The organism is Vibrio sp. Y176 (assembly GCF_033438945.1).
Genome location: NZ_JAWOQS010000017.1, coordinates 15,674 through 37,650 on the forward strand (window position 1 = coordinate 15,674; position 21,977 = coordinate 37,650).

Here is a 21,977-nt window from a genome sequence, read left to right on the forward strand (position 1 = left end):
CATCATAAAAGTTAGAGGTATTTATGATCATTCCATGGCAAGACATTGCGCCGGAAACATTGGAAAACTTAATTCGTGAATTCGTCTTACGCGAAGGAACGGATTACGGAACCGTCGAGGTTTCTTTGCAAGACAAAATTGATCAAGTTAAAGCTCAATTGGAAAAAGGTGAAGCGGTTATCGTGTTCTCTGAGCTACACGAAACCGTCGATATTCAACATAAAACAAAATTTTAGACCCTTCACATTTTACCGTATCCCACTCGATGACAAGGTATTGTTACGTGCTATAGTGGGATATCGACCGTGCAGTAGTAACTCTACTGCACATTACAGGTAAGTAATTTTCGACAAGGTTTGTCATGTCAGCTAAACACCCAATTATTGCGGTTACTGGTTCGTCCGGTGCCGGCACGACCACTACATCTGAAGCCTTCCGTAAAATGTTCAATATGATGAACGTTAAACCCGCATGGGTTGAAGGCGATAGCTTCCATCGCTTTACTCGCCCAGAAATGGACATCGAAATTCGCAAAGCCCGCGAGCAAGGTCGACACATTAGCTACTTTGGCCCACAAGCTAATGACTTCCCGGGATTAGAAGAGTTTTTCCGTAAGTTCGGGCATGACGGCACTGGCAGCGTGCGCCGTTATCTGCACACGTTTGACGAAGCGGTTCCCTACAATCAAATGCCAGGCACGTTTACACCGTGGCAAGACTTACCCGAAAACAGCGACGTGCTGTTTTATGAAGGGTTACATGGTGGCGTGGTCGATGGCGATGTTAATGTTGCTCAACATGTGGATTTCTTAATCGGCATGGTGCCGATTGTGAACTTAGAGTGGATACAAAAATTCGTACGTGACACTCGCGATCGCGGCCATTCGCGTGAAGCGGTAATGGACTCAATCGTGCGATCCATGGACGATTACCTCAACTATATCACTCCGCAGTTTTCTCGTACTCACATCAACTTCCAGCGCGTACCGACCGTTGATACTTCCAACCCACTTAATGCAAAAGGCATCCCTAGTTTGGATGAGAGTTTTGTGGTGATTCGCCTACGCGGTATCAAGAATGTCGACTTCCCATATCTGCTGGCCATGATTGATGGCTCATTCATGTCACGCCACAACACGATTGTCGTACCCGGCGGTAAGATGAGCTTTGCAATGGAGCTCATAGTTCGGCCTATCCTACAACAGCTCATCGAAACAGGGAAAATTGGCTAAAAACCTGCCTGCGAAGATGTTTACTTTTCATACCGTGATCATGTGCACAGTTTTGCTTACAAAATCTCAATCATGGCACGATTAAAATCAAGAAATCGTTTTCGAAAAAGGATACTATTTCTTACCGAAACACAAGAGAGCTTGCAGCATATAAAAAGTGCTCTTATTCTAGTAGGCCTAATTCAGGCTTAGCTAAAATATGGATAGCGCAAGCGTACCCTGCAGAGGAAGTGAGATATTATGGTTCTAGGTAAACCTCAAACCGACCCAACATTAGAGTGGTTTCTTTCACACTGTCATATTCATAAGTACCCTTCAAAGAGCACGCTAATTCACGCGGGCGAAAAGGCAGAAACTTTGTACTACATCGTTAAAGGTTCTGTTGCGGTTCTTATCAAAGACGAAGAAGGTAAGGAGATGATCCTTTCTTACCTAAACCAAGGAGACTTTATTGGTGAACTTGGTCTATTCGAGGAAGACCAAGAGCGCACAGCTTGGGTTCGTGCTAAATCTCCTTGTGAAGTTGCTGAAATTTCTTTCAAGAAGTTCCGTCAGCTTATCCAAGTAAACCCAGACATCCTAATGCGTCTTTCTGCGCAGATGGCTCGTCGTCTTCAAGTAACTAGCCAAAAAGTGGGTGACCTGGCGTTCCTAGACGTAACTGGTCGTATCGCTCAGACGCTTCTGAACCTTGCAAAACAACCAGACGCAATGACTCACCCAGACGGCATGCAAATCAAGATCACTCGTCAAGAAATCGGTCAAATTGTTGGCTGTTCTCGTGAGACAGTAGGTCGTATCTTGAAGATGCTAGAAGAGCAGAACCTAATCTCTGCTCACGGTAAAACCATCGTGGTTTACGGTACTCGTTAATCTCGAACTAGAGTGACACGAACAAAATTATAAAAGCCACCAATGGCAACATTGGTGGCTTTTTATTTACTCATGACCAAATGAGATAGGGTGCAGCGAACACTAATGAGTAAGCTTAACAGGTTAACCCTAAAACTTAGCCATTCGTACTTTCAAAGATTTTGTCAGCTGAAGCGGCCACGAAACCTGGGTACAAATCACCATTTTCCATCGGATAGCGCTTAGCAAATTCATAAAACCCGCCAGGGATAATTTCAGTGCCTTCGCTAAAACGAACCGCTACTTTATCTGCCATGGTCGATGACTGCTCTAGCAACACCTCAGGAGTGCCCTTCACTTCACCACCATTTTCATTAATGGTAAACCCAGCGGTACGCAGATGATCGTTTACCTGCTTCACTTCTTCATATTCATTGAGCTGGTTAACGCTCACCGTGAAGTGGTTTGCTCCGTAACCATGCGCCGCAAGCCAAGATGCGTACTCACTTTCTTTAGCCAACGTTTGGTAATCAGCAAAGCTTAAATCCCACAAGCGCCCACCATGTAAGAATGCGCTATCTTTCAGCTTGTCAGCATCGATTTGTGCCACCAAATTTTTCACAATCTCTTGTAGCTCAGGCGAGCACTCTTCAACTTTTAGCTCACTAATAAATACTTTAGGTTGCTTCGGATCTGGGTGCTCATAGTGCTTAGCAACCAGCTTTTTGCTTTCGAAAACGTAATCACCACACGCCTTGTAACCAATAGCTACAAATGGCTTAGCTAGAGTTTCAATACCAAGAGGCGCGATATTGAAGGTACGTAAAGCTATATGATCATTAATCAGAGGCTCATCTTCTTGAAGCAGCTGATGCACTTTAGCCGCCGAAGGGCAAAGACGTTGAATGTAATCTTGCCATAGCGATTCAAATAACACATCGGGCGTCATAACGACTCCTTGTTACGAGATGTAGAGTTTAAAGGTAAGCGGAAGTTGGCTGCTCGTTCACAACAAAAGTTGTCCAGAATAATGAACGAGCAACCATCAACCTGTGACGGTAAATGCCAGTCAGTCAACACGCTTTTCCGAGTCTTTGCTCACTTTTCGTGTTCTGCCAACGATCACTACAACCCATACCTAAATGATGCGCCGGCAAGGTGAGCCGCAATGCATAGTTGCGACTCTATTATTAAAACTTATAGCACTACACCTGGACTCAATGTTGCAGGCAAGACAGTTTCTTGACCTTCCATTGATGCCATTGGGTACGCACAGTAATCTGCTGCGTAGTAAGCGCTTGGGCGCAAGTTACCCGACGCCCCCGGACCACCAAATGGCGCATCACCGCTTGCCCCAGTAAGCTGGCGGTTACGGTTCACGATTCCTGCACGAATGTGGTCAACGAAGTATTCCCATTCTTGGTCGTCGGTTGAAACCAAACCAGCAGATAAGCCAAAGCGCGTATCGTTTGCTAGCGCCACGGCTTTGTCTAATCCTTCGTAGCGCACCACTTGCAGAAGTGGGCCGAAGTACTCTTCATCTGGTAACTCAGCAATGTTCGTTACATCAATGATGCCTGGAGAAACAAACGCCGCCTCTCCTGCTTTCGCTTCAATCAAGCTTTCACCGCCAAGAGACTGTAGATTAGCTTGTGCATCAAGAATAAACTTGGCTGCCGCGACCGAAATTTGCGGTCCCATAAATGGCGCAGGTTCTGCAAATGGTTGGTCTACGCGAATATTGCGTGTCGCTTCAACGAGTTTGGTGATAAGCGCATCGCCTTTTTCACCCAATGGCACATACAAACGACGAGCACACGTACAACGCTGCCCAGCACTGATAAACGCTGACTGGATGATGGTGTAAACCGTGGCATCCAAATCACCATATTTATCAGAGATCACCATCGGGTTATTACCACCCATTTCTAGTGCGAGCATCTTGCCCGGTTGACCCGCAAATTGACGGTGTAATACATGCCCCGTATTTGCGCTACCCGTAAACAGTACGCCATCGATGCCTTTTGCGTCAGCGAGCGCGATACCAGTTTCTTTCGCGCCTTGAACAAGGTTAATCACGCCTTTCGGCAGACCGGCTTCTTCCCATAGCTTCATTGCCAATTCACCCGTCCATGGCGTTTGCTCAGACGGTTTGAAGACTACCGTGTTACCAGCCAGTAGCGCAGGCACAATGTGACCATTTGGTAGGTGGCCTGGGAAGTTGTAAGGACCAAACACCGCCATCACGCCCAATGGGCGGTGGCGCAATACGATTTGGTTGCCTGCTGCTTCACGGCTCGCCTCACCAGTGCGGTCATGATAAGCGCGAATCGAAATGGCAATTTTACCTGCCATTGCCGCTGCTTCAGTGCGCGTTTCCCAAATTGGCTTACCAGTTTCTTTGGCAATGACTTCGGCGATTTTTTCGCTGTTCTCTTTTACTTTCTCCGCAAAAGCCAACACGATTGCCTCACGCTCTGAAAATGGGCGCTTTTTCCAGTCAATAAACGCTTCACGCGCTGCAGATACCGCCTGGTTCACCTGCTCTGCCGTTGCACCTTTGCCTTGCCAGATCACTTCTTGGTTGTACGGCGACAGAGACGTAAATGCTTCACCCTGACCTTGTACCCATTCACCTGCAATCCAATGTGTCATTGTTTCTATCCTTAAATTCTGTCGTCTGTTACTGCGGAAGAAGGCGGACGAAATCCCCTTCTTCAACCGAAAGTGCATCCGCAACGTCTGGTGCAATCATCACGCTTTGTGTTTCTGCGTCATACGCCGCTTTAGTGACTGTCGCACGGAAGTTCTCGAAAGATGAATTACACATCAAGAAGTCTTGTGTGCTGGAATGTTCAGAGATTTTGACTTGCGCGCGGAATGAATGACGTACCGACTCAATATTACGCAGATCACACTCAACCGTTGGGCCACCGTCGAAGATGTCGACGTAGCCTCGGTTGGTAAAACCTTCACGCTCAAGCAGCTTCAGCGCTGGACGCGTGTTGTCATGTACTTGACCAATCACGGCTTGCGCTTCTGGGCTGAGCAGATTGATGTAAATAGGCAGTTTCGGCATCAAGTCGGCGATAAAGCCTTTCTTGCCGATACCTGTCAGGTAATCTGCAAGAGTGAAATCGATAGAGAAGAAATGCTCTTGAAGCCATTGCCAGAATGGTGAATTACCCTCGTCGTCTGAAACGCCACGCATCTCCGCAAAGATCGTTTCAGAGAAGCGCTCTGGGTGCTCTGCCATCATTAGGAAACGACACTTCGACATTAGACGACCATTCAGACCTTGGCGGAATTTCTCACGCAAGAACAAGGTACAAATTTCGCTGTTACCCGTGTAGTTATTACCAAAAGTAAGCAGTTTAACGACGTTGTTAACGCCAAGCTTTGGCGACGAGTGCACAACTTTACTAATGTGATATGAGTAAAATGGGACATCCCAGCCGATAGATGCTTCGATTCCGGTGGTACCCGCAACCTCACCCGTTTCAGAGTCAAAGCCAACCATCAGGTAGCCTTCATCGCCTGGTTCTGCCACATCTGGCTTACCAAAGCTGTACTCTGAATGTTTGATTCGATTGGTTAACAGTTCTTCGTTAACCGGTAGAGATGTAAATCCGTGACCAGACTCCACCGCACAAGTGTGCAGTGCGTCGTAATCCGACATCGCGATAGGGCGAACTACTAGCATCAATACTCCCTCCAGATGCAAGAAGATCCTAACTATATTGTAGGAACAATTCCCCCATCAGAGATCCTTGACGGGGGTGTCTGCGTTGACGTTTAAACTGATATCGCGCTTAAACTAAAGTCGCGATCGCTTTATCCAGTTTCGCCAAGCCTTCTTCAATTTCTTGTTGTGTGATAACGAGTGATGGTGTGAAACGTACGACATTGGCACCCGCAACCAATACCATGAGACCTTGTTTACCTGCAGCAACCAGCACGTCACGCGCACGGCCTTGCCATTCTTCATTTAGTGCAGCGCCAAGTAATAGGCCTTGACCGCGCACTTCTGAGAAGATGTTGTACTTCGCGTTGATCTTCTCTAGACCTTCACGGAACATTGCTTCGCGTTCTAGCACACCAGCCAACACCTCTGGCTTAGTAACTTCATTTACAACCGCTTCTGCAACCGCACACGCTAGTGGGTTACCGCCATATGTAGAACCGTGAGTGCCCACTTTCATGTGCTCTGCCAATTTTGCTGTCGTTAGCATTGCACCGATCGGGAAACCGCCACCAAGTGATTTCGCAGTACTTAGAATATCTGGCGTGATACCTAAACCTTGGTAAGCGTAGAAGTTACCTGTACGGCCATTACCAGTTTGCACTTCATCGAAGATCAGTAAGGCGTTGTGTTTGTCACACAGCTCGCGAACCGCTTGAGCGAACTCAGGCGTTGGTGGCACGATGCCGCCTTCACCTTGTAGTGGCTCCATCATGACCGCACAAGTACGATCAGACATGTGTGCTTGTAAAGCTTCGATATCGTTGTAAGGAAGGTGTGTCACGTCGCCTGGCTTAGGACCGAAGCCGTCAGAGTATGCCGCTTGACCACCAACCGTTACGGTAAAGAATGTACGACCGTGGAAACCTTGTTTGAATGCAATGATTTCAGATTTCTCAGTGCCATGAACGTCTGCTGCATAACGACGTGCCAGCTTCAAAGCGGCTTCGTTTGCTTCTGCGCCAGAGTTAGCAAAGAACACTCGCTCAGCAAAACTCACTTCTGTTAGCTTTTTCGCCAGACGAAGGGCTGGTTCGTTCGTCATAACGTTACTTAAGTGCCAAAGCTTGTTAGCTTGCTCTGTTAGTGCGTTTACCATTACTGGATGACAATGGCCAAGACAGCTCACTGCAATACCACCAGCAAAGTCGATGTATTCATTACCTTCCTGATCCCAAACACGTGAACCTTCACCTTTAACAGGGATCATTTCCATCGGGTTATAGCAAGGTACCATTACCTCATCGAATAAACCGCGCTCTACTTTAATTTCCGTTGTCATTGCACATTCCTTCTTGATACCGCATGCGTAGCAGATAAGCGAATTTAACCGGCTCTCTTTGCCAGCAAATAATGTTTTGCATTTAAGCTATTGCGGCATTGTATTTACATTTAATTAACCATTTCAATAGTGATTTATTCTTTTCGTTCTCGAAAGTAACTTCCATTAATCACTGCTTATGACTATTTATGCATCAAGAAAGTAAAATAGAGAAGTGATTTTTTATAAATGTTATGTAATACAGGGGATAGAAGGTTTAAAAAGACATGAATAGACAAAGAGACTCGAGAGAACCGCATAGTTTTGCAATCCGCTCACCTCAGCAAAAAGATGAATGATTTGTTAAGAAAAGTGATCGCGATCAGATCGCTTTGCGTGCTAAAAAGTTCGCAAGCAACTCGTGACCTTGCTCAGTTTTGATTGATTCTGGGTGGAACTGCACCGCATCAATTGGCAAGGTTTTATGTTGGTAACCCATTATTTCATCCATGCTTCCGTCAGGCAGTTCTGTCCATGCAGTCAGTTCAAACACGTCGGGTAAAGTACCGTTTTTCACCACAAGAGAGTGATAACGGGTTACCGTGAGTGGGTTATTCAGATTTTTAAACACACTACGACCGTTGTGATGAATCGGCGAGGTCTTACCGTGCATCACTTGTCGAGCACGTACCACTTCCCCTCCAAACACTTGTGCAATCGCCTGATGACCAAGACAAACTCCTAGGATCGGCAACTTACCAGCGAAGTGTTCTATCGCTTTCAGTGAAATACCTGCTTCGTTCGGCGTACATGGCCCTGGCGAGATCACCAAATGAGTTGGGTTGATCGCCTCAATGCCTTGGATATCGATTCCATCGTTACGCACCACCTTTACGTCTGCACCAAGCTCGCAGAAGTATTGGTAAAGGTTGTAGGTAAAAGAGTCGTAGTTATCGATGATCAACAACATAAAGGGTCGGTTGCTCCAATCCGTTTTGGCAATGCTTACGTAGTGAATCGCCACGTTCGTGACAATCAAGGGCGGTATTTTGCTATACCAAGCAAGAAAGGCAAGTTTTTGCTGAATAAAAAGGCCAGCATAGGCTGGCCTTTGGTCTTTACAGCTATTTAGGAACTGTTTGTCAGGAAGTAAATTCGCTTAGCGGCGACGGCGGAATAAACCGAGACCTAGCAGCGCAAATAGAGCACCAAAACCAAACGAACCACCATCTGAATCCTTCGACCCTTCTGTTCCAGCTTCAGTTTGCGTCATTGAAACATCACGAACAGAGCTAAACTTCACGATATTACCTGTCGAGTCAGTCACTTTCTCTTCTAACTGATAATTACCTTGCTCTGGCGTTTGTTCAAACTCAATATTCACGCTACGCGCATCAATATCAGCTTGAACTAAAGTTTGGCTAGCCGAGTAAGCTTTCGTATCGCTGCTTGCCGCAGCCGCTTGTGTGGATGGCGTTAAGTTCACCGTAACAATATCGCCCACAACCGCCGTTGGTGGTAAACGGACATCGACAGCTAAGTTGTCACCTGCTTTCGGTAAATCGATGTCATCATCTGGTAAATCAATCGCGATGATCACTGGATCGTGGTCAGAGGCAGAGAACGCATCTTTGTACTTCGGCATATCACCGGTGTACTTGCTGCTGTATTCGAACAAGTTACTCTCTAGTGAGTTGATGTGCCAATCTTCAATTGCTACCACTTTTTGCGCTAGGCTGCTGCTTGCCAATGCGTGATCCAAATTACCCAGCTCGCCCGAATAGGTGTAAGAAAACGTATCAGTGCCGTGCAGCAACGTGTTTAAATTGTGCAGACCGTAACCTTTTTCAATTTTGGTCTTCTCTACTTGAAGTTCACCATCACCAATGGTTGTGTAAGCAGCAGTATAAATGTCACGGCCGTATTTCTCTTTCGAGTAATCAGTCAGTGTCAGAAGTGGGTCTTCCATGCCATAAGCATTGAGGTCGCCCATGAGCAATACATCGCCTTTCACCTCTTTCAACGCTTCACCCACTGCGTGCGCAGCAGAAACGCGGAAGTTGTTACAGTTGCCTTGCAGATCCGCTGGCTCAGAATCTTCTACACCGGCAATCCACTCTTCAATACACTCAGAGCCTTTCGACTTAAAGTGGTTTACGACAATAGACAAATCTTCACCCGTCTCTTTCACCGTAAAGGTCTGAAGTAGACTGTGGCGTTGGTACTTATCGTAAGCAGGGTTACTTTCTGTGCCCTCTTTACGAGTAATTGTGTTTTCTGCAATGTGCTGCTCTGGCGTGATGATCACTTTTGCAGCGTCTTTTGGCGTTACTGCGTTAGCACGATATAAAATCGCCACCATGATCGCATCACTGCCAAAGTATTCGTCTTGGTATTTGTCTTGCTCTTCGATTTCGACATACGTGTAATGATCTTCAGCGTCATCAATCTCAGCATTTAGGGCATCAACTAAGTTTTGGATAGCACTGCCATCACCAAAGCCGTTGTTTTCCACTTCCATCAAACCAATAACGTCTGCGTCCATCTTGTTCATCGCCGCAACGATTTTCGCTTGCTGGATCAGGAATTCGTCTAGATTAGTCGCACCACGGTTTTGTCCGGTTGGGTTTTCATGACCACTGTCAGCCACGGAGTTGAAGTAGTTCAGTACGTTGAAGCTTGCAATACGCAAATCTGAGTCCGCAATCGCTGGGGCATCTTTACGAGCCACGTCGAAGCCTTCACCTGAAGTCACGAAGTTGATGTTATTGACTTCATTCGTCGCAATCAGGCGGTATTCGTTGTAGCTGTAAGCCACGACACCCTGTAGACCTTCTACTCGAGAACCAAGGCGAATGTGCTGCTCTGAAGAGCCATCTTGGTCTGCATCTTTAGCAAAATCTGGGTAGTATGGGATTTGTCCGTTTGGTGCTTTGCCATCTGATTCTAGGTATACGCGGTTTGCTGCGTTGTCTTTTGCTAGCTCAACGGCCGCATCGCTCTCTGCTGCGTGTAATTGAGTCGGCTTTAACAATGGCGCTTCATGAGAGAGCATCATATTGTTACGACGTGAATCGTAGTCGTAAGAGAAGTTTCGAGTTACAAACAAGTCACTTGCCGAGGTTAACTCAACTTGCATCCCTTCATGACGCTCAAGCGCATCACGTAGTCTCTCACCTTCTTTGATAACAAGATCGGTAACTCGAGGGGCTTCAGAGGTGCCTGTTTTCACATAGCTGTTAGCATCAGAAGCAAGCTGAGTATTGCTGTAATACTCTTGAACTTTACCTTTCACACAAACAACGTCACCAGCTTTCAGCGCCGTGTCTGCCGCGTCAGTATGAATGAACAAGCCTTCTGAGGTCTTGTCGTTGTTGTCGCTTTCTAATGCTTGTAGGTAGAAACCTTTGGTTAGGCCAGTGGTAACAGCAGTCACGACACCCGTTACGAAATGATCTTCGTCAGTAATGTATGGGTAACCATCAATGAATGGAGACGTATCGCCTTCACCTTGAATATCTTGGATGGTAGTGAAGTTAGGTTGCTGACCGTCGACTTCACAAGCGAATGGTGCTGGTGGCTCAGTCGCATTTAGCTCACCAAGGCCGTCAATGTTGTCTTTCTCAAATGCCGTCCACTGAGATGCATCATAAGTAGCAGAAGGGGTTAGTGCATCACTGTTACGAACTAATGTGGTGTCTTTACCAAAATCTACGTCACCCATCACACCGATGATGTCGTGCACTTCACCATCTTTAAGCAGTGCGATCGGGTCGTCACCGTTAAAGTTCGCAACGCTTTTATCTGTGATATCCGAGACAGCTTTGATGGTATCGCTCGCGTCACCATGCGCCAGTACATACACTTGGTTAGCTTGTAGCGTCACTTGGCTAAGGTCGAATGTGCTACCCCAAGTACCACCACCGTTTGATGATTTCGCCAACTCGTAGCCAGTGAGTGTCACCGCAGTATCACCCGTATTAGCGATCTCTACCGCTTTATTATAAGCGCCGCCTTCTACGTATTGGGAAATAATAATCTCTGCGTTCGCGTTTGCACTAAGTGCACTGGCGATGGTTAATGCGAGTATTGAGGGTTTGATTAACGTGTCCATTGTCATACCTGATATTTATGTAAATGCAAACTTAGCTCTGGTTAGAGCCTGCCATTTGCGTCTACTATCAGGTTTATTTATGAAATAAATAAGAATGAGTAATTAAAGCCGTGAAATGAATCACATGTGAATATAAGAAAATATGCCAGAGCATCCCATTCAAACATTTTTTGTAATAAATACAGAGCGCTATTGATAAACAAGTCAGAATTTAGATTGATTACTCAGTTTACTTTTTCACTTCATGTTAAGGAGTAGAAAATACATCACTTGTTGAGTGGCTTATTAACCCAACCGTTCCTGTTACAAATAAAAAATATAATTAGTCACTAATTTAGAATGCTTTAATTTTCACTTGTATCACTGTTCAAGCCCAAGAATCTATTACTCGCTTCGTTCTCTCTTATACAGGCCCCTCATACTTCAAAGTTTTCATGATTTATTCAATAACTTTTCATTACTCACTAGCCAAAAACATACACAAAAGATATAACACCTGCGCGAGACAATAAGATCTCATTAGCTGTAAACCCAGGAACGACAAATGAAAACAATTCAACGCAGTGTGCTAGCTCTCTCCCTACTTGGCTTGATAGCGGGGTGTCAGTTGACCGCCAGTGAGCCACTTCAACCTACGGCGAATCAAGACATCATCGAATCAGCCAAAAATGAACTGGATGGTATTGAAGAGCTAGAAGTCAGTGACGAGGGTGTTATTACCTTTACTCAGCGTCTAAGAACGCCAGGAACCTACTGGATTCCAGCGAGAATTAAAGAACTCAGCTACGATATATCATGCGTACAGCTTAGTTACTTCATTGATAGAGGCATGGTTGTGAAGTCTGCCTTTCTAGGAGCTCGAGGACGTGTTGAATATTACGACATGGAACGCTGTATGAAAGACACACCATTTCAGTAATACAGGCATAAAAAAAGCTCCACCAAAGTGGAGCTTTTCGTATTCGTTCTTAGCAACTATGGGCGAGCTACAAAACCTACTGCTTCGTATGCTTTCTTAAGCGTTTCAGCCGCTCGTGCCGAGGCTTTCTCAGCGCCTTGCTGCATTACCTCGTCCATGTAAGCACGATCAGCGCGAATACGGTGATATTCTGCTTGAATTGGCTCAAGCATTGCTACAACTGCCTCACCAACATCTTTCTTAAATGGGCCATACATTTCTACGCCTTGGTACTTCGCTTCAATCTCTTCGAAGCTCATGCCTGTCGCCGCAGAGTACAGACCCATTAGGTTAGCAATGCCCGCCTTGTTCTCGATATCATGACGGATACTTGGTGGCGTTTCGGTATCGGTTTGCGCTTTGTTGATCTTCTTAAGGATCGACTTAGGCTCTTCCAGCAGCGTGATAACGTTCTTACGGTTGTCATCAGATTTAGACATCTTCTTCGTTGCGTCTTGAAGGCTCATTACACGCGCATTTACTGTCGGAATGTAAGGCTCTGGAACTTGGAAGATTGGCTGCTCTGGCGAGTAAATATTGTTGAAACGCGTTGCGATATCGCGCGCTAATTCTAGATGTTGCTTCTGGTCACTGCCTACAGGTACTTGGTGTGCACCGTAAAGCAAAATGTCAGCCGCCATCAACACCGGGTAGTCAAATAGACCGACGTTTACGTCATTCGCGTAACGTGCCGATTTGTCTTTAAACTGAGTCATACGGCTCAGCTCACCCATTTGAGTGTAGCAGTTAAGAAGCCAACCTAATTGAGCATGCTCTGGTACATGTGACTGAACAAATAGCGTGCTCTTCTTCGGGTCAACACCAACTGCCAGACAAATTGCCAGTGCGTCTAGAGTTGCTTCATGCAGCGCTTTAGGGTCCTGACGAACCGTAATCGCGTGAAGGTCTACCACACAATATTGGCAATCATAATCGTCTTGCATCTGCTGCCATTGACGTAGAGCACCCAAGTAGTTACCGATACTTAGTTCACCTGAAGGTTGAACACCACTCAATACAATGGGTTTGCTCATTAGAATGATTCCTTTGACTTCTTAATCTAATTAAATGAAAAAAACCGTGCAGTAATAGGTGCACGGTTTACTCAGTGTACTCATTAACGAGTATTTTGGAAGCTCTTTTGTAGCCGTTATGCAGAAACCGCTACAACGTCCAATAATTCTGCCAAACTGTCAGCGACGAAATCTGGATTTGATGCTGAAATAGGTTCACCGTGGTTGTAACCATATGTCAGACCAAATGAGGCACAGCCTGCATTCTTTGCTGCGAGAATGTCGTTTTTCGAGTCGCCAACCATCAGCATTTCACTTGGTTGGATTTGGTGCTTTTCCATTAGCCAGTTCAATGCTACTGGGTTTGGTTTTTTCTCTGGGAATGCATCACCGCCAAGGACATCAACGAAGTATTTTGCGATGTCGTGCTTTTCCAAAACGTCAGGCACAAACTTTGAAGGTTTGTTAGTCACCAACGCCATAACAAAGCCCGCTTTGTGCAGCTCTGCTAGTGTCTCTTTTACCGTTGGGTAAAGATGACTTAGCTTGTGACCGCTTTGCTCGTAGTAATCATCAAACAATACACGCGCTTTAGCACGAAGCTCTTCACTCAGCTCTGGGTTGATGGTCAGGCTTTGGCTTAATGAGCGACCAATAAGCACGTCTGCGCCGTTACCCACGTAATCACGAACTTGTTCTTCTGAAACCGATGGAAAGCCAAGCGCCTGTACTGCTTGGTCTGCCGCGACAGCTAGATCTGGCACGCTATCAAGCAAAGTGCCATCTAGATCGAAGGCGATGAATTTAATGTCTTGTTGAGTCATAACTTCCCTGAGGATTTTTATTTATAAATCGGTGAAAACGACAAAGGATGGCACCCCATCCTTTGTTTTTATCATTATGTCTGATTCTACAGTAACTGTTTGTTTCGTCGTTACTTTGCAGCAATACGCTGACGAACTGCCTCAAACAAACAGATGCCGGATGCCACAGATACGTTCAAGCTTGAAACGCTACCAGCCATTGGGATCTTAATCAAATCGTCGCAGGTTTCACGAGTCAGACGACGCATACCGTCACCTTCTGCCCCCATTACGATAGCAAGGGGTCCAGTCAGTTTGGCTTGGTAGATGTCATGCGTTGCTTCACCCGCAGTACCAACAAACCAGATGCCTTTCTCTTGCAATGTACGCATAGTACGAGCCAAGTTAGTCACTCGGATCAATGGTACGACTTCAGCTGCACCACAAGCGACTTTACTTACCGTCGCATTCATTGGCGCAGAACGATCTTTCGGTACGATGATCGCCGCAGCACCTGCCGCATCTGCGTTACGTAAACACGCACCAAGATTGTGTGGATCGGTCACTCCGTCTAACACTAATAGCAGTGGTGATTCGTGCTTTGCAAGGATGTCATCTATATCGTTCTCATTCAGCTGCTTCGCTGGTTTCACACGAGCGATGATGCCTTGGTGATTTGCACCGCGTGCTTTGTCATCCAAGGTTTTACGTGTCATCTGCTGAATAGAAACACCACAAACCTGAAGATCATTTAGGATTGGCATTAGGCGATCATCTTGACGACCTTTTAAAACGTACGCCTCGATAAAACGCTCTGGTTCGCGCTCCAATACCGCCTTCACTGCGTGAATGCCGTAGATAAATTCGTTACTCATTGTTTAACCTGTTGTTCTGGTCGTATTGCCTGCGCCAACCAAGTTTGAACTAAGTTGGCGCTTCAACCTACTGCGCTTCTTTTTTAGTGCGCTTGGTTTTCTTCGGCTTACTGTGCGGCTTCTTTTTACGTGCTTTTTTCACTTTAGGCTTCTCGTTGCCTTCGGCGTCACCACGTTTTGGGCCATTACGCTTACTCGTTGCGCCCGTTTCTTCTGGGCGTTTAGTTGGCTCTATCGCAGGAACTGCACGAGCCGCGCCACCTTCCTTCGATGAAGAGCGAGTCGCAGCGCGTTTTTTATCTTTCGCTTTGCGTTTTGCTTCCGCTGCGCGTTTCTTCGCAGTCTTACCTTCGCCGCGTAGCTTACGACTTGTTTCGACCAATTCAAAGTCAATTTGCTTATCATCGAGGTTAACAGCCAGTACTTTTACTTTTACTGCATCACCTAAGCGGTAGATGTTACCGAAACTTTCACCAATAAGTCGTTGACCAATCGGGTCAAATTGATAGTAGTCGTTCGCAAGGGTAGAAATATGTACCAAACCATCGATGTGCAAATCCGTTAAACGTACAAAGAAGCCAAAGCTAGTGACATTAGCAATAACACCGTCTAGTTCGTCACCGACGTGGTCTTGCATATATTCACACTTCAGCCAATCCGCAACATCACGTGTTGCATCATCAGCACGGCGCTCTGTCATCGAACATTGTTCGCCGTAAAAATCCATGTCGTCAAACGAGTAATGATAGCCACCTGTTGGTGTCCAGCGATCTTGATTACGACCTTCTTCTTTAGCAATCAGATACTTGATTGCACGGTGAAGTAACAAGTCAGGGTAACGACGAATTGGCGACGTAAAGTGTGCATAGCGTTTCAATGCCAACCCAAAGTGCCCCGCGTTATCTGCGTTGTATACCGCTTGCTTCATTGAGCGTAGCAGCATGGTCTGAATCAACTCTTGATCTTGACGCCCGGAGATTTGACGTGCGAGATCAGCATAGTCCGTTGGTGAAGGCTCTAAACCACCTTTTAGCTCAAGACCAAGTTCACTTAAGAAGTCACGGAAACCTTGCAGACGTAATTCACCTGGAGATTCGTGGATACGATAAAGCGCGGGCTCTTTCGCTTTTTCTACCAGCGATGCCGAAGCAATGTTGGCTAAAATCATACATTCTTCGATGATCTTATGCGCGTCATTACGAATTACTGGCTCAATGCTTTCGATTTTACGTTCCGCATTGAAAATAAATTTGGTTTCAACGGTTTCAAATTCGATTGCACCGCGTTGATCTCGTGCTTCTTTCAGCACTTTGTACATCTTGTGCAACTCTTCTAGATGAGAAACAAGCGGCTGGTAGCGCTCACGTAGTTCTTCATCCCCTTCTAGAATCGCGCTCACTTTGCTATATGTGAGACGAGCGTGCGAGTTCATCACCGCCTCGTAATGCTTGTAACCAGACAGCTTACCTGTATCGGAAATGGTCATTTCGCACACCATACACAAGCGATCTACTTGCGGGTTAAGCGAACATAGACCGTTCGACAGTACTTCTGGCAACATTGGCACAACTTGCGAAGGGAAATATACTGAGTTACCACGATTGATCGCTTCTTTATCCAACGCAGAGTCAGGACGAACGTAGTAACTGACGTCAGCAATCGCTACCCATAAACGCCAACCACCTTCTTTGTTCTTTTCACAGTAAACGGCATCATCAAAGTCTCGTGCGTCTTCGCCGTCAATGGTCACTAGTGGCAAATCACGTAGATCCACACGACCAACTTTCGCTTCTTCTGGTACTTCTTCGCCTAAGTTTTCGATTTGTTTATCGACGGCTTCTGGCCATTCGTGAGGGATTTGGTGTGTACGAATCGCAATTTGTGTTTCCATACCTGGTGCCATGTTTTCACCAAGGACTTCAACCACTTTACCCATCATGCCGCGTGAGCGTGAGCCACGATCAGTAATTTCAATTACGACTACGTTACCCATGCGTGCACCCGCTTTGTGCTCATTTGGGATCAGGATATCTTGGCTGATACGCGAGTCATCTGGGACAACGTAGGAGTATCCATATTCAAGGAAGAAACGACCGACGATTTGATCATTACGCTCCTCTAGCACACGCACCAAACGTCCTTCACGGCGGCCGCGCTTGCTGTTGTCTGTAGGTTGCACTAAGACAAAATCACCGTGGATGATGTTCTTCATCTGATGGTGCGGTAACAGAATATCATCATCCTTGCCGACGCTGCCTTCTGGACGTACCCAACCATGGCCATCACGATGACCAATCACGTAACCTTTCACCATTTCAAGTTTTTCAGGCAATGCATAGCACTGACGGCGGGTAAACACCAGTTGGCCATCTCGCTCCATCGCACGTAGCCGACGACGCAACCCTTCGTATTGCTCTTCGCCCTCAAGCTTTAGTGCCTCAAACAAGTCGTTACGATTCATTGGAACGCCCGCTTGCTCTAGAAACTCGATGATAAACTCTCGGCTTGGAATTGGATTTTCGTAATTTTTGGATTCACGATCTGCAAAAGGATCGTTTGGAATATTGTCTGACATAGGCACGCCTATCTAGCAAGGAAGGTATATGGCTAGTATATCTGAGTCTCTCGATAAGCTACAGAATTGCTTTGAAAAAAGAATGATCGAGATCGACTCTAGGCATGCAAATGAGTTAAGGACGAGCCAGCAAGATCAAAAGTTCAGAATTGTCACTGAGCAAGGATTCAATCGTGCAGTTATCCAACTCCGCCAGAAAGGCATTTTTTGCTTTCGCCAATTTATCTTTGAGGCGGCAAGCAGGGGTAATATGGCAAAAATCCACACCACAGTTGACTAAATCTAACGGCTCTAAATCGCGCACAACACCACCGACTGTGATTTCAGATGCTGGCTTCATCAGCCGGATACCACCGTTTTTTCCGCGCACGGTATGGACATAACCCAACTGTCCTAACCGATTGATAACTTTAACCATATGGTTGCGCGACACACCAAATAAATCCGTCACTTCGGTAATGCTGGTTAACTCATCTTCCGGCAACGAAGCCAAGAAAATTAAGGTTCTCAACGCATAATCAGTGAAACTAGTTAACTGCATATTCTCTCCCAAAGTGCGACTCAATAACCCGCTGGTGATGCTAAAACCCCAAACTTGAGCTATCGATAAAAGTGTAAATCTTTTCTTGATCGAAAGATACATTTGAGATACAACTTTAAACATGCATTATAAATACAACTTAAAGTAGGAAGCCCTTATGCTCAGCAATCAAACTATCGAGATCGTCAAAGCGACCGCACCACTCATCGCCGAAACAGGACCAAAACTGACCGCGCACTTTTACGAGCGTATGTTTACTCATAACCCTGAGTTGAAAGATATTTTTAACATGAGTAACCAGCGTAACGGCGATCAGCGTGAAGCATTATTCAACGCTATCTGTGCCTATGCTGCCAATATTGAAAATTTGCCAGCTCTGCTTGGCGCAGTAGAGAAAATTGCGCATAAGCACACGAGCTTTTTGATCACAGAAGATCAGTACCAAATCGTTGGTAAGCATTTACTTGCGACAATCGATGAGCTTTTTAATCCAGGTCAAGAGGTGTTGGATGCTTGGGCTGAGGCTTACGGCGTACTTGCGAATGTATTTATTCAGCGCGAAGAACAAATTTACCAACAAAATGAAGCTTTGGAAGGCGGCTGGCGCGGTCTACGCGAATTTGAATTAGTCGATAAAAAGATTGAGAGCGAACACATTTGCAGCTTTGTGCTCAAGCCAACCGATGGTCAAAAAGTGGCGCCGTATAAACCGGGACAATACCTTGGCATCTACATCAACAGTGACCAGTTAGAAAACCAAGAAATTCGCCAATATAGTCTGTCTTCTGCGGTCCAAGAGAACACTTACCGTATCTCGGTAAAACGTGAAGAAGGCGGAAAAGTGTCGAACTACCTGCACGATAGCCTGAACATTGGCGAAAAAGTGCAGCTTGCGGCCCCTGCCGGTGACTTCTTTATGGATGCCGAACCACAAACACCCGTTGTTCTAATTTCTGCGGGTGTGGGACTTACTCCAACGCTGTCAATGCTAGAAAGTCTCTCAGCACATCAAGCACCTGTAACTTGGGTTCATGCAACCGAAAATGGCCAACAGCATGCTTTCAAGCAACACGTAAACCAACTCGTTGCAGAAAAAGAAAATATGAACGCGCTCGTTTGGTATAACCAACCAACGACAGAAGACAAGCTAGGTGAAGACTTCCACTTCACGGGCTTTGTCAATCTGTATGAAATTGAAGCAGCATTAAAGCAAGATAACGTGCAGGTGTACTTCTGTGGCCCTGTAGGATTTATGCAGCACGTAGCGAAACAGCTATTAGAACTTGGCGTACCACAAGAGCAATTCCATTACGAATGCTTCGGTCCACACAAAGTGGTTTAAGCGCTATCAGCTATCGGGAAAACAACAAAGCCCACGTGACGTGGGCTTTGTTGTATGCAGTTGTTTGCAATATTGAAGCGTTACCAAAAGGTGTCTCGCCGTTTAGCTCGAGCAATAACGTTTTGTGGCATGCGCTGTTCAAGGCCGTTTCTCAATACAGTTATGCGCTTATGCTGCCGCTTATCTGCTGTGACAGAGTTATATAACCAACGATACGCATCTTCGTAATCGAGTGGACTGCCATAATCACGTAAAAGCAACTCGGCCAGATGAATACGCGCGTTTAGGTTTCCCATTGACGCAGCTTCTCGCAAATATGGAATTGCACGTTCTTTATCTTGCTGTACTAAAGTGCCACGCGAATAGTATCGGCCAATCTGCTCTAGTGCAGCAGGTAACCCCTGATGTGCTGCATTTTCGATGTAGTAAAGACCCAGTTCGACATCTTGCTCGACACACACACCCCAAGCCAACATATCTCCGTATAGAAACTCATAAGCGGGTAAGTTAATTCGAGTCGCACGAGCTACGATATCCTCCACCAGCTGGCAGTTATCAGCGCGCACACGTTGTAAGTGCTTATTTTGCTCAATAAGCTTTATCAGCTCTGCTTCGGTATAGATCGGAACTGGTGCCCCCACATCAGCAACATTGGCTTTCACTGTGGTAGCAACCAAGGTCAACAACAGTGAAGCAGCCACTGTTCGTAACTTCATAAACGTACCCTTAAGGTATCTAAGAAACCAAAGATCGGTGAAGGATCTCCTCTGCTTGATAACCTTATCGGCAAAAAACAGCTAAGCTTTAGACAATTTTTGCCTCTGATTTAGGCTCAGCGGCAAAAGCTTGCCATATGAGAGTCACGCTGTTTTTGTTCAGATACAAAAAAGCCGACCATAAGGTCGGCTTTTGCAATCTTTAACGGCTATCAATTAAGCTTCGAATGGGTGAACTTTGATGATAGTTTCGTTACGGTCAGGACCTGTAGAGATGATGTCTACTGGAACGCCAGTTAGCTCTTCAATACGCTTGATGTAGTCAAGAGCGGCTTGTGGTAGAGCATCTAGTGACTTAGCACCAAATGTGTTCTCAGACCAACCAGGCATTGTTTCGTAGATTGGCGTTGCTTTTTCGAATGCTTCAGCAGCCATCGGAGAAACTTCTAGCACGGAGCCATCTTCCATCTTGTAACCAGTACAGATTTTTAGCTCTTCTAGACCATCTAGTACGTCTAGTTTAGTTAGACAGAAACCAGATACAGAGTTGATTTGGATTGCACGACGCATAGCAACAGCATCGAACCAACCTGTACGACGTAGACGACCAGTTGTCGCACCGAACTCGTGGCCAACTTCACCTAAGTGCTTACCAATTGGATCTTGCTTATCTAAACCGTCGTATAGTTCAGTCGGGAATGGACCAGCACCAACGCGAGTACAGTACGCTTTTGCGATACCCAAGATGTAACCGATGTGACGAGGACCAAAACCAGAACCTGCAGCAACACCACCAGCAGTCGTGTTAGAAGACGTTACGTACGGGTAAGTACCGTGGTCGATATCAAGTAGTGTACCTTGTGCACCTTCGAACATGATCTTGTCGCCGCGCTTACGTGCTGCGTCTAGTTCGTCAGTTACGTCGATAACCATTGACGTTAGTAGTTCAGCGTAGCCTTTAGCTTGCTCAAGTACTTCTTCGTAGCTTACTGGTTCCGCTTTGTAGAAGTTAACTAGTTGGAAGTTATGGAACTCCATGACTTCTTTTAGCTTCTCTGCGAAAGTCGCCATATCGAATAGGTCGCCAACGCGTAGACCGCGACGAGCAACTTTATCTTCGTATGCTGGACCGATACCACGACCAGTAGTACCGATAGCTTTTTTACCGCGAGCGATTTCGCGAGCTTGGTCCATTGCAACGTGGTAAGGAAGAATTAGCGGACATGCTTCAGAAATGAAAAGACGCTCGCGTACTGGAATACCGCGCTCTTCAAGAGGCTTCATTTCTTTAAGTAGAGCTTCAGGTGATAGTACAACACCGTTACCGATAACACATTTTACGTTATCGCGAAGGATACCTGATGGAATTAAGTGAAGAACGGTTTTTTCACCGTCAATTACGAGAGTGTGACCTGCGTTGTGACCGCCTTGGTAGCGTACCACGTATTTTGCATCTTCAGTTAAAAGGTCTACGATTTTACCTTTACCTTCGTCACCCCATTGGGTGCCTAGAACGACTACGTTATTTCCCATCTTTCCAAGTCTGATTGCTAGTTAAAAATGGATTCTAGCACCGAATCACGCTTCTTGCAGTCATTTTTTGTTCACAGAGTTGCTACCAGAATGTCATCTTGCCGCTTTGTTCATTTTGAAATCAGCATATCACTGATAGTATTTAGCTTTCTCTATTCGACTGGAAAGCGCTATGTCTGAATCCATATGGTTGGCGATTGGGCTCGTCTTGATCGTGGAAGGCATTGGGCCACTGATTGCTCCTAACGGTTGGCGGAATATGGTGGCTCAATTAAGTGAACAACCCAACAATCAGCTACGACGCATCGGTGGCTGCCTAGTAGTTGCTGGAGCCGTCATCGCCATCATGATGAGCTAGCACTTAGCATCAGATACAAAAAAGGCTCCCTAAGGAGCCTTTTATTTCAATGAGACGCGGAGA

General features: G+C 46.0%; 19 protein-coding genes. 6 read left to right on the forward strand and 13 right to left on the reverse strand.

What is annotated here, in order from left to right:
• Nucleotides 1–23 precede the first annotated feature (23 nt).
• The 3 genes from R7O13_RS22480 to crp all read left to right on the forward strand — a co-directional run bounded on the left by R7O13_RS22480 (nt 24) and on the right by crp (nt 2,104).
• Nucleotides 24–236, forward strand: a complete 213-nt coding sequence (locus R7O13_RS22480) for a YheU family protein (protein ID WP_005382815.1) — start codon at nt 24–26, stop codon at nt 234–236.
• A 125-nt stretch (nt 237–361) separates the two neighbouring features.
• Nucleotides 362–1,231 (forward strand): phosphoribulokinase, encoded by an 870-nt coding sequence (locus tag R7O13_RS22485; protein WP_005381434.1) that lies wholly within the window; start codon nt 362–364, stop codon nt 1,229–1,231.
• Between the two features lie 240 nt (nt 1,232–1,471).
• Complete coding sequence (crp, locus tag R7O13_RS22490; RefSeq protein ID WP_005381432.1) at nt 1,472–2,104, forward strand: cAMP-activated global transcriptional regulator CRP; 633 nt, start codon at nt 1,472–1,474, stop codon at nt 2,102–2,104.
• A gap of 136 nt (nt 2,105–2,240) precedes the next feature.
• Here crp and R7O13_RS22495 read toward each other — a convergent pair whose 3' ends face one another.
• The 6 genes from R7O13_RS22495 to R7O13_RS22520 all read right to left on the reverse strand — a co-directional run bounded on the left by R7O13_RS22495 (nt 2,241) and on the right by R7O13_RS22520 (nt 11,200).
• Nucleotides 2,241–3,032, reverse strand: coding sequence for a DUF1338 domain-containing protein (locus tag R7O13_RS22495; RefSeq protein ID WP_318304732.1), 792 nt, complete (start codon nt 3,030–3,032; stop codon nt 2,241–2,243).
• A 248-nt stretch (nt 3,033–3,280) separates the two neighbouring features.
• Complete coding sequence (gene astD, locus R7O13_RS22500; protein ID WP_025768787.1) at nt 3,281–4,738, reverse strand: succinylglutamate-semialdehyde dehydrogenase; 1,458 nt, start codon at nt 4,736–4,738, stop codon at nt 3,281–3,283.
• A gap of 28 nt (nt 4,739–4,766) precedes the next feature.
• Nucleotides 4,767–5,786 (reverse strand): arginine N-succinyltransferase, encoded by a 1,020-nt coding sequence (astA, locus tag R7O13_RS22505; RefSeq protein ID WP_005381422.1) that lies wholly within the window; start codon nt 5,784–5,786, stop codon nt 4,767–4,769.
• A gap of 109 nt (nt 5,787–5,895) precedes the next feature.
• Nucleotides 5,896–7,107, reverse strand: coding sequence for an aspartate aminotransferase family protein (locus tag R7O13_RS22510; protein ID WP_005381420.1), 1,212 nt, complete (start codon nt 7,105–7,107; stop codon nt 5,896–5,898).
• A 361-nt stretch (nt 7,108–7,468) separates the two neighbouring features.
• The gene (locus R7O13_RS22515; RefSeq protein ID WP_318304741.1) at nt 7,469–8,056 is read right to left on the reverse strand and encodes an aminodeoxychorismate/anthranilate synthase component II; all 588 of its coding nucleotides are present in this window, start codon (nt 8,054–8,056) and stop codon (nt 7,469–7,471) included.
• A gap of 189 nt (nt 8,057–8,245) precedes the next feature.
• The gene (locus R7O13_RS22520) at nt 8,246–11,200 is read right to left on the reverse strand and encodes an ExeM/NucH family extracellular endonuclease (protein ID WP_262592680.1); all 2,955 of its coding nucleotides are present in this window, start codon (nt 11,198–11,200) and stop codon (nt 8,246–8,248) included.
• 544 nt (nt 11,201–11,744) lie between these two features.
• Here R7O13_RS22520 and R7O13_RS22525 point away from each other — a divergent pair.
• Complete coding sequence (locus tag R7O13_RS22525; RefSeq protein WP_064354374.1) at nt 11,745–12,119, forward strand: hypothetical protein; 375 nt, start codon at nt 11,745–11,747, stop codon at nt 12,117–12,119.
• Between the two features lie 56 nt (nt 12,120–12,175).
• On the opposite strand, the gene trpS is transcribed toward R7O13_RS22525, so the two are convergent.
• The 5 genes from trpS to nsrR all read right to left on the reverse strand — a co-directional run bounded on the left by trpS (nt 12,176) and on the right by nsrR (nt 17,965).
• Nucleotides 12,176–13,192: a tryptophan--tRNA ligase gene (trpS, locus tag R7O13_RS22530; RefSeq protein ID WP_005381398.1), complete on the reverse strand. Its 1,017-nt coding sequence runs from the start codon at nt 13,190–13,192 to the stop codon at nt 12,176–12,178.
• A 116-nt stretch (nt 13,193–13,308) separates the two neighbouring features.
• Nucleotides 13,309–13,995 carry a phosphoglycolate phosphatase gene (locus R7O13_RS22535; protein ID WP_005382834.1) on the reverse strand — a complete coding sequence of 229 codons (687 nt, stop codon included), beginning with the start codon at nt 13,993–13,995 and terminating at the stop codon, nt 13,309–13,311.
• A 110-nt stretch (nt 13,996–14,105) separates the two neighbouring features.
• The gene (rlmB, locus tag R7O13_RS22540) at nt 14,106–14,849 is read right to left on the reverse strand and encodes a 23S rRNA (guanosine(2251)-2'-O)-methyltransferase RlmB (protein ID WP_047103967.1); all 744 of its coding nucleotides are present in this window, start codon (nt 14,847–14,849) and stop codon (nt 14,106–14,108) included.
• 67 nt (nt 14,850–14,916) lie between these two features.
• A complete protein-coding gene (rnr, locus tag R7O13_RS22545) occupies nt 14,917–17,424 on the reverse strand; it encodes a ribonuclease R (protein WP_017821742.1) in 2,508 nt (835 codons plus the stop codon).
• Nucleotides 17,425–17,539: 115 nt separating this feature from the next.
• Nucleotides 17,540–17,965, reverse strand: a complete 426-nt coding sequence (gene nsrR / locus R7O13_RS22550; RefSeq protein ID WP_213870389.1) for a nitric oxide-sensing transcriptional repressor NsrR — start codon at nt 17,963–17,965, stop codon at nt 17,540–17,542.
• A 157-nt stretch (nt 17,966–18,122) separates the two neighbouring features.
• On the opposite strand from nsrR, the gene hmpA reads away from it, so the two are divergent.
• Nucleotides 18,123–19,307, forward strand: a complete 1,185-nt coding sequence (gene hmpA, locus R7O13_RS22555; RefSeq protein ID WP_318304738.1) for an NO-inducible flavohemoprotein — start codon at nt 18,123–18,125, stop codon at nt 19,305–19,307.
• 80 nt (nt 19,308–19,387) lie between these two features.
• Here the strand turns inward: hmpA and motX are convergent, their stop codons facing one another.
• Both motX and R7O13_RS22565 read right to left on the reverse strand, forming a co-directional pair.
• Complete coding sequence (gene motX, locus R7O13_RS22560) at nt 19,388–20,023, reverse strand: flagellar protein MotX (RefSeq protein ID WP_005381388.1); 636 nt, start codon at nt 20,021–20,023, stop codon at nt 19,388–19,390.
• 216 nt (nt 20,024–20,239) lie between these two features.
• Nucleotides 20,240–21,556, reverse strand: coding sequence for an adenylosuccinate synthase (locus tag R7O13_RS22565; RefSeq protein ID WP_005381385.1), 1,317 nt, complete (start codon nt 21,554–21,556; stop codon nt 20,240–20,242).
• Nucleotides 21,557–21,728: 172 nt separating this feature from the next.
• Here R7O13_RS22565 and R7O13_RS22570 point away from each other — a divergent pair, with 172 nt between their 5' ends.
• A complete protein-coding gene (locus R7O13_RS22570) occupies nt 21,729–21,914 on the forward strand; it encodes a DUF2065 domain-containing protein (RefSeq protein WP_005381383.1) in 186 nt (61 codons plus the stop codon).
• The last annotated feature ends 63 nt before the right edge of the window (nt 21,915–21,977 follow it).

Bases quoted from the DNA above. Each gene is read 5' to 3' on its own strand.
- R7O13_RS22525 (WP_064354374.1), top strand. From the start codon at position 11,745: ATGAAAACAATTCAACGCAGTGTGCTAGCTCTCTCCCTACTTGGCTTG.
- motX (WP_005381388.1), bottom strand. From the start codon at position 20,023: ATGAAGTTACGAACAGTGGCTGCTTCACTGTTGTTGACCTTGGTTGCT.
- R7O13_RS22480 (WP_005382815.1), top strand. From the start codon at position 24: ATGATCATTCCATGGCAAGACATTGCGCCGGAAACATTGGAAAACTTA.
- astA (WP_005381422.1), bottom strand. From the start codon at position 5,786: ATGCTAGTAGTTCGCCCTATCGCGATGTCGGATTACGACGCACTGCAC.
- rnr (WP_017821742.1), bottom strand. From the start codon at position 17,424: ATGTCAGACAATATTCCAAACGATCCTTTTGCAGATCGTGAATCCAAA.
- R7O13_RS22510 (WP_005381420.1), bottom strand. From the start codon at position 7,107: ATGACAACGGAAATTAAAGTAGAGCGCGGTTTATTCGATGAGGTAATG.
- R7O13_RS22485 (WP_005381434.1), top strand. From the start codon at position 362: ATGTCAGCTAAACACCCAATTATTGCGGTTACTGGTTCGTCCGGTGCC.
- R7O13_RS22495 (WP_318304732.1), bottom strand. From the start codon at position 3,032: ATGACGCCCGATGTGTTATTTGAATCGCTATGGCAAGATTACATTCAA.
- R7O13_RS22570 (WP_005381383.1), top strand. From the start codon at position 21,729: ATGTCTGAATCCATATGGTTGGCGATTGGGCTCGTCTTGATCGTGGAA.
- rlmB (WP_047103967.1), bottom strand. From the start codon at position 14,849: ATGAGTAACGAATTTATCTACGGCATTCACGCAGTGAAGGCGGTATTG.
- astD (WP_025768787.1), bottom strand. From the start codon at position 4,738: ATGACACATTGGATTGCAGGTGAATGGGTACAAGGTCAGGGTGAAGCA.
- trpS (WP_005381398.1), bottom strand. From the start codon at position 13,192: ATGAGCAAACCCATTGTATTGAGTGGTGTTCAACCTTCAGGTGAACTA.
- R7O13_RS22520 (WP_262592680.1), bottom strand. From the start codon at position 11,200: ATGGACACGTTAATCAAACCCTCAATACTCGCATTAACCATCGCCAGT.
- R7O13_RS22565 (WP_005381385.1), bottom strand. From the start codon at position 21,556: ATGGGAAATAACGTAGTCGTTCTAGGCACCCAATGGGGTGACGAAGGT.
- nsrR (WP_213870389.1), bottom strand. From the start codon at position 17,965: ATGCAGTTAACTAGTTTCACTGATTATGCGTTGAGAACCTTAATTTTC.
- crp (WP_005381432.1), top strand. From the start codon at position 1,472: ATGGTTCTAGGTAAACCTCAAACCGACCCAACATTAGAGTGGTTTCTT.
- R7O13_RS22535 (WP_005382834.1), bottom strand. From the start codon at position 13,995: ATGACTCAACAAGACATTAAATTCATCGCCTTCGATCTAGATGGCACT.
- R7O13_RS22515 (WP_318304741.1), bottom strand. From the start codon at position 8,056: ATGTTGTTGATCATCGATAACTACGACTCTTTTACCTACAACCTTTAC.
- hmpA (WP_318304738.1), top strand. From the start codon at position 18,123: ATGCTCAGCAATCAAACTATCGAGATCGTCAAAGCGACCGCACCACTC.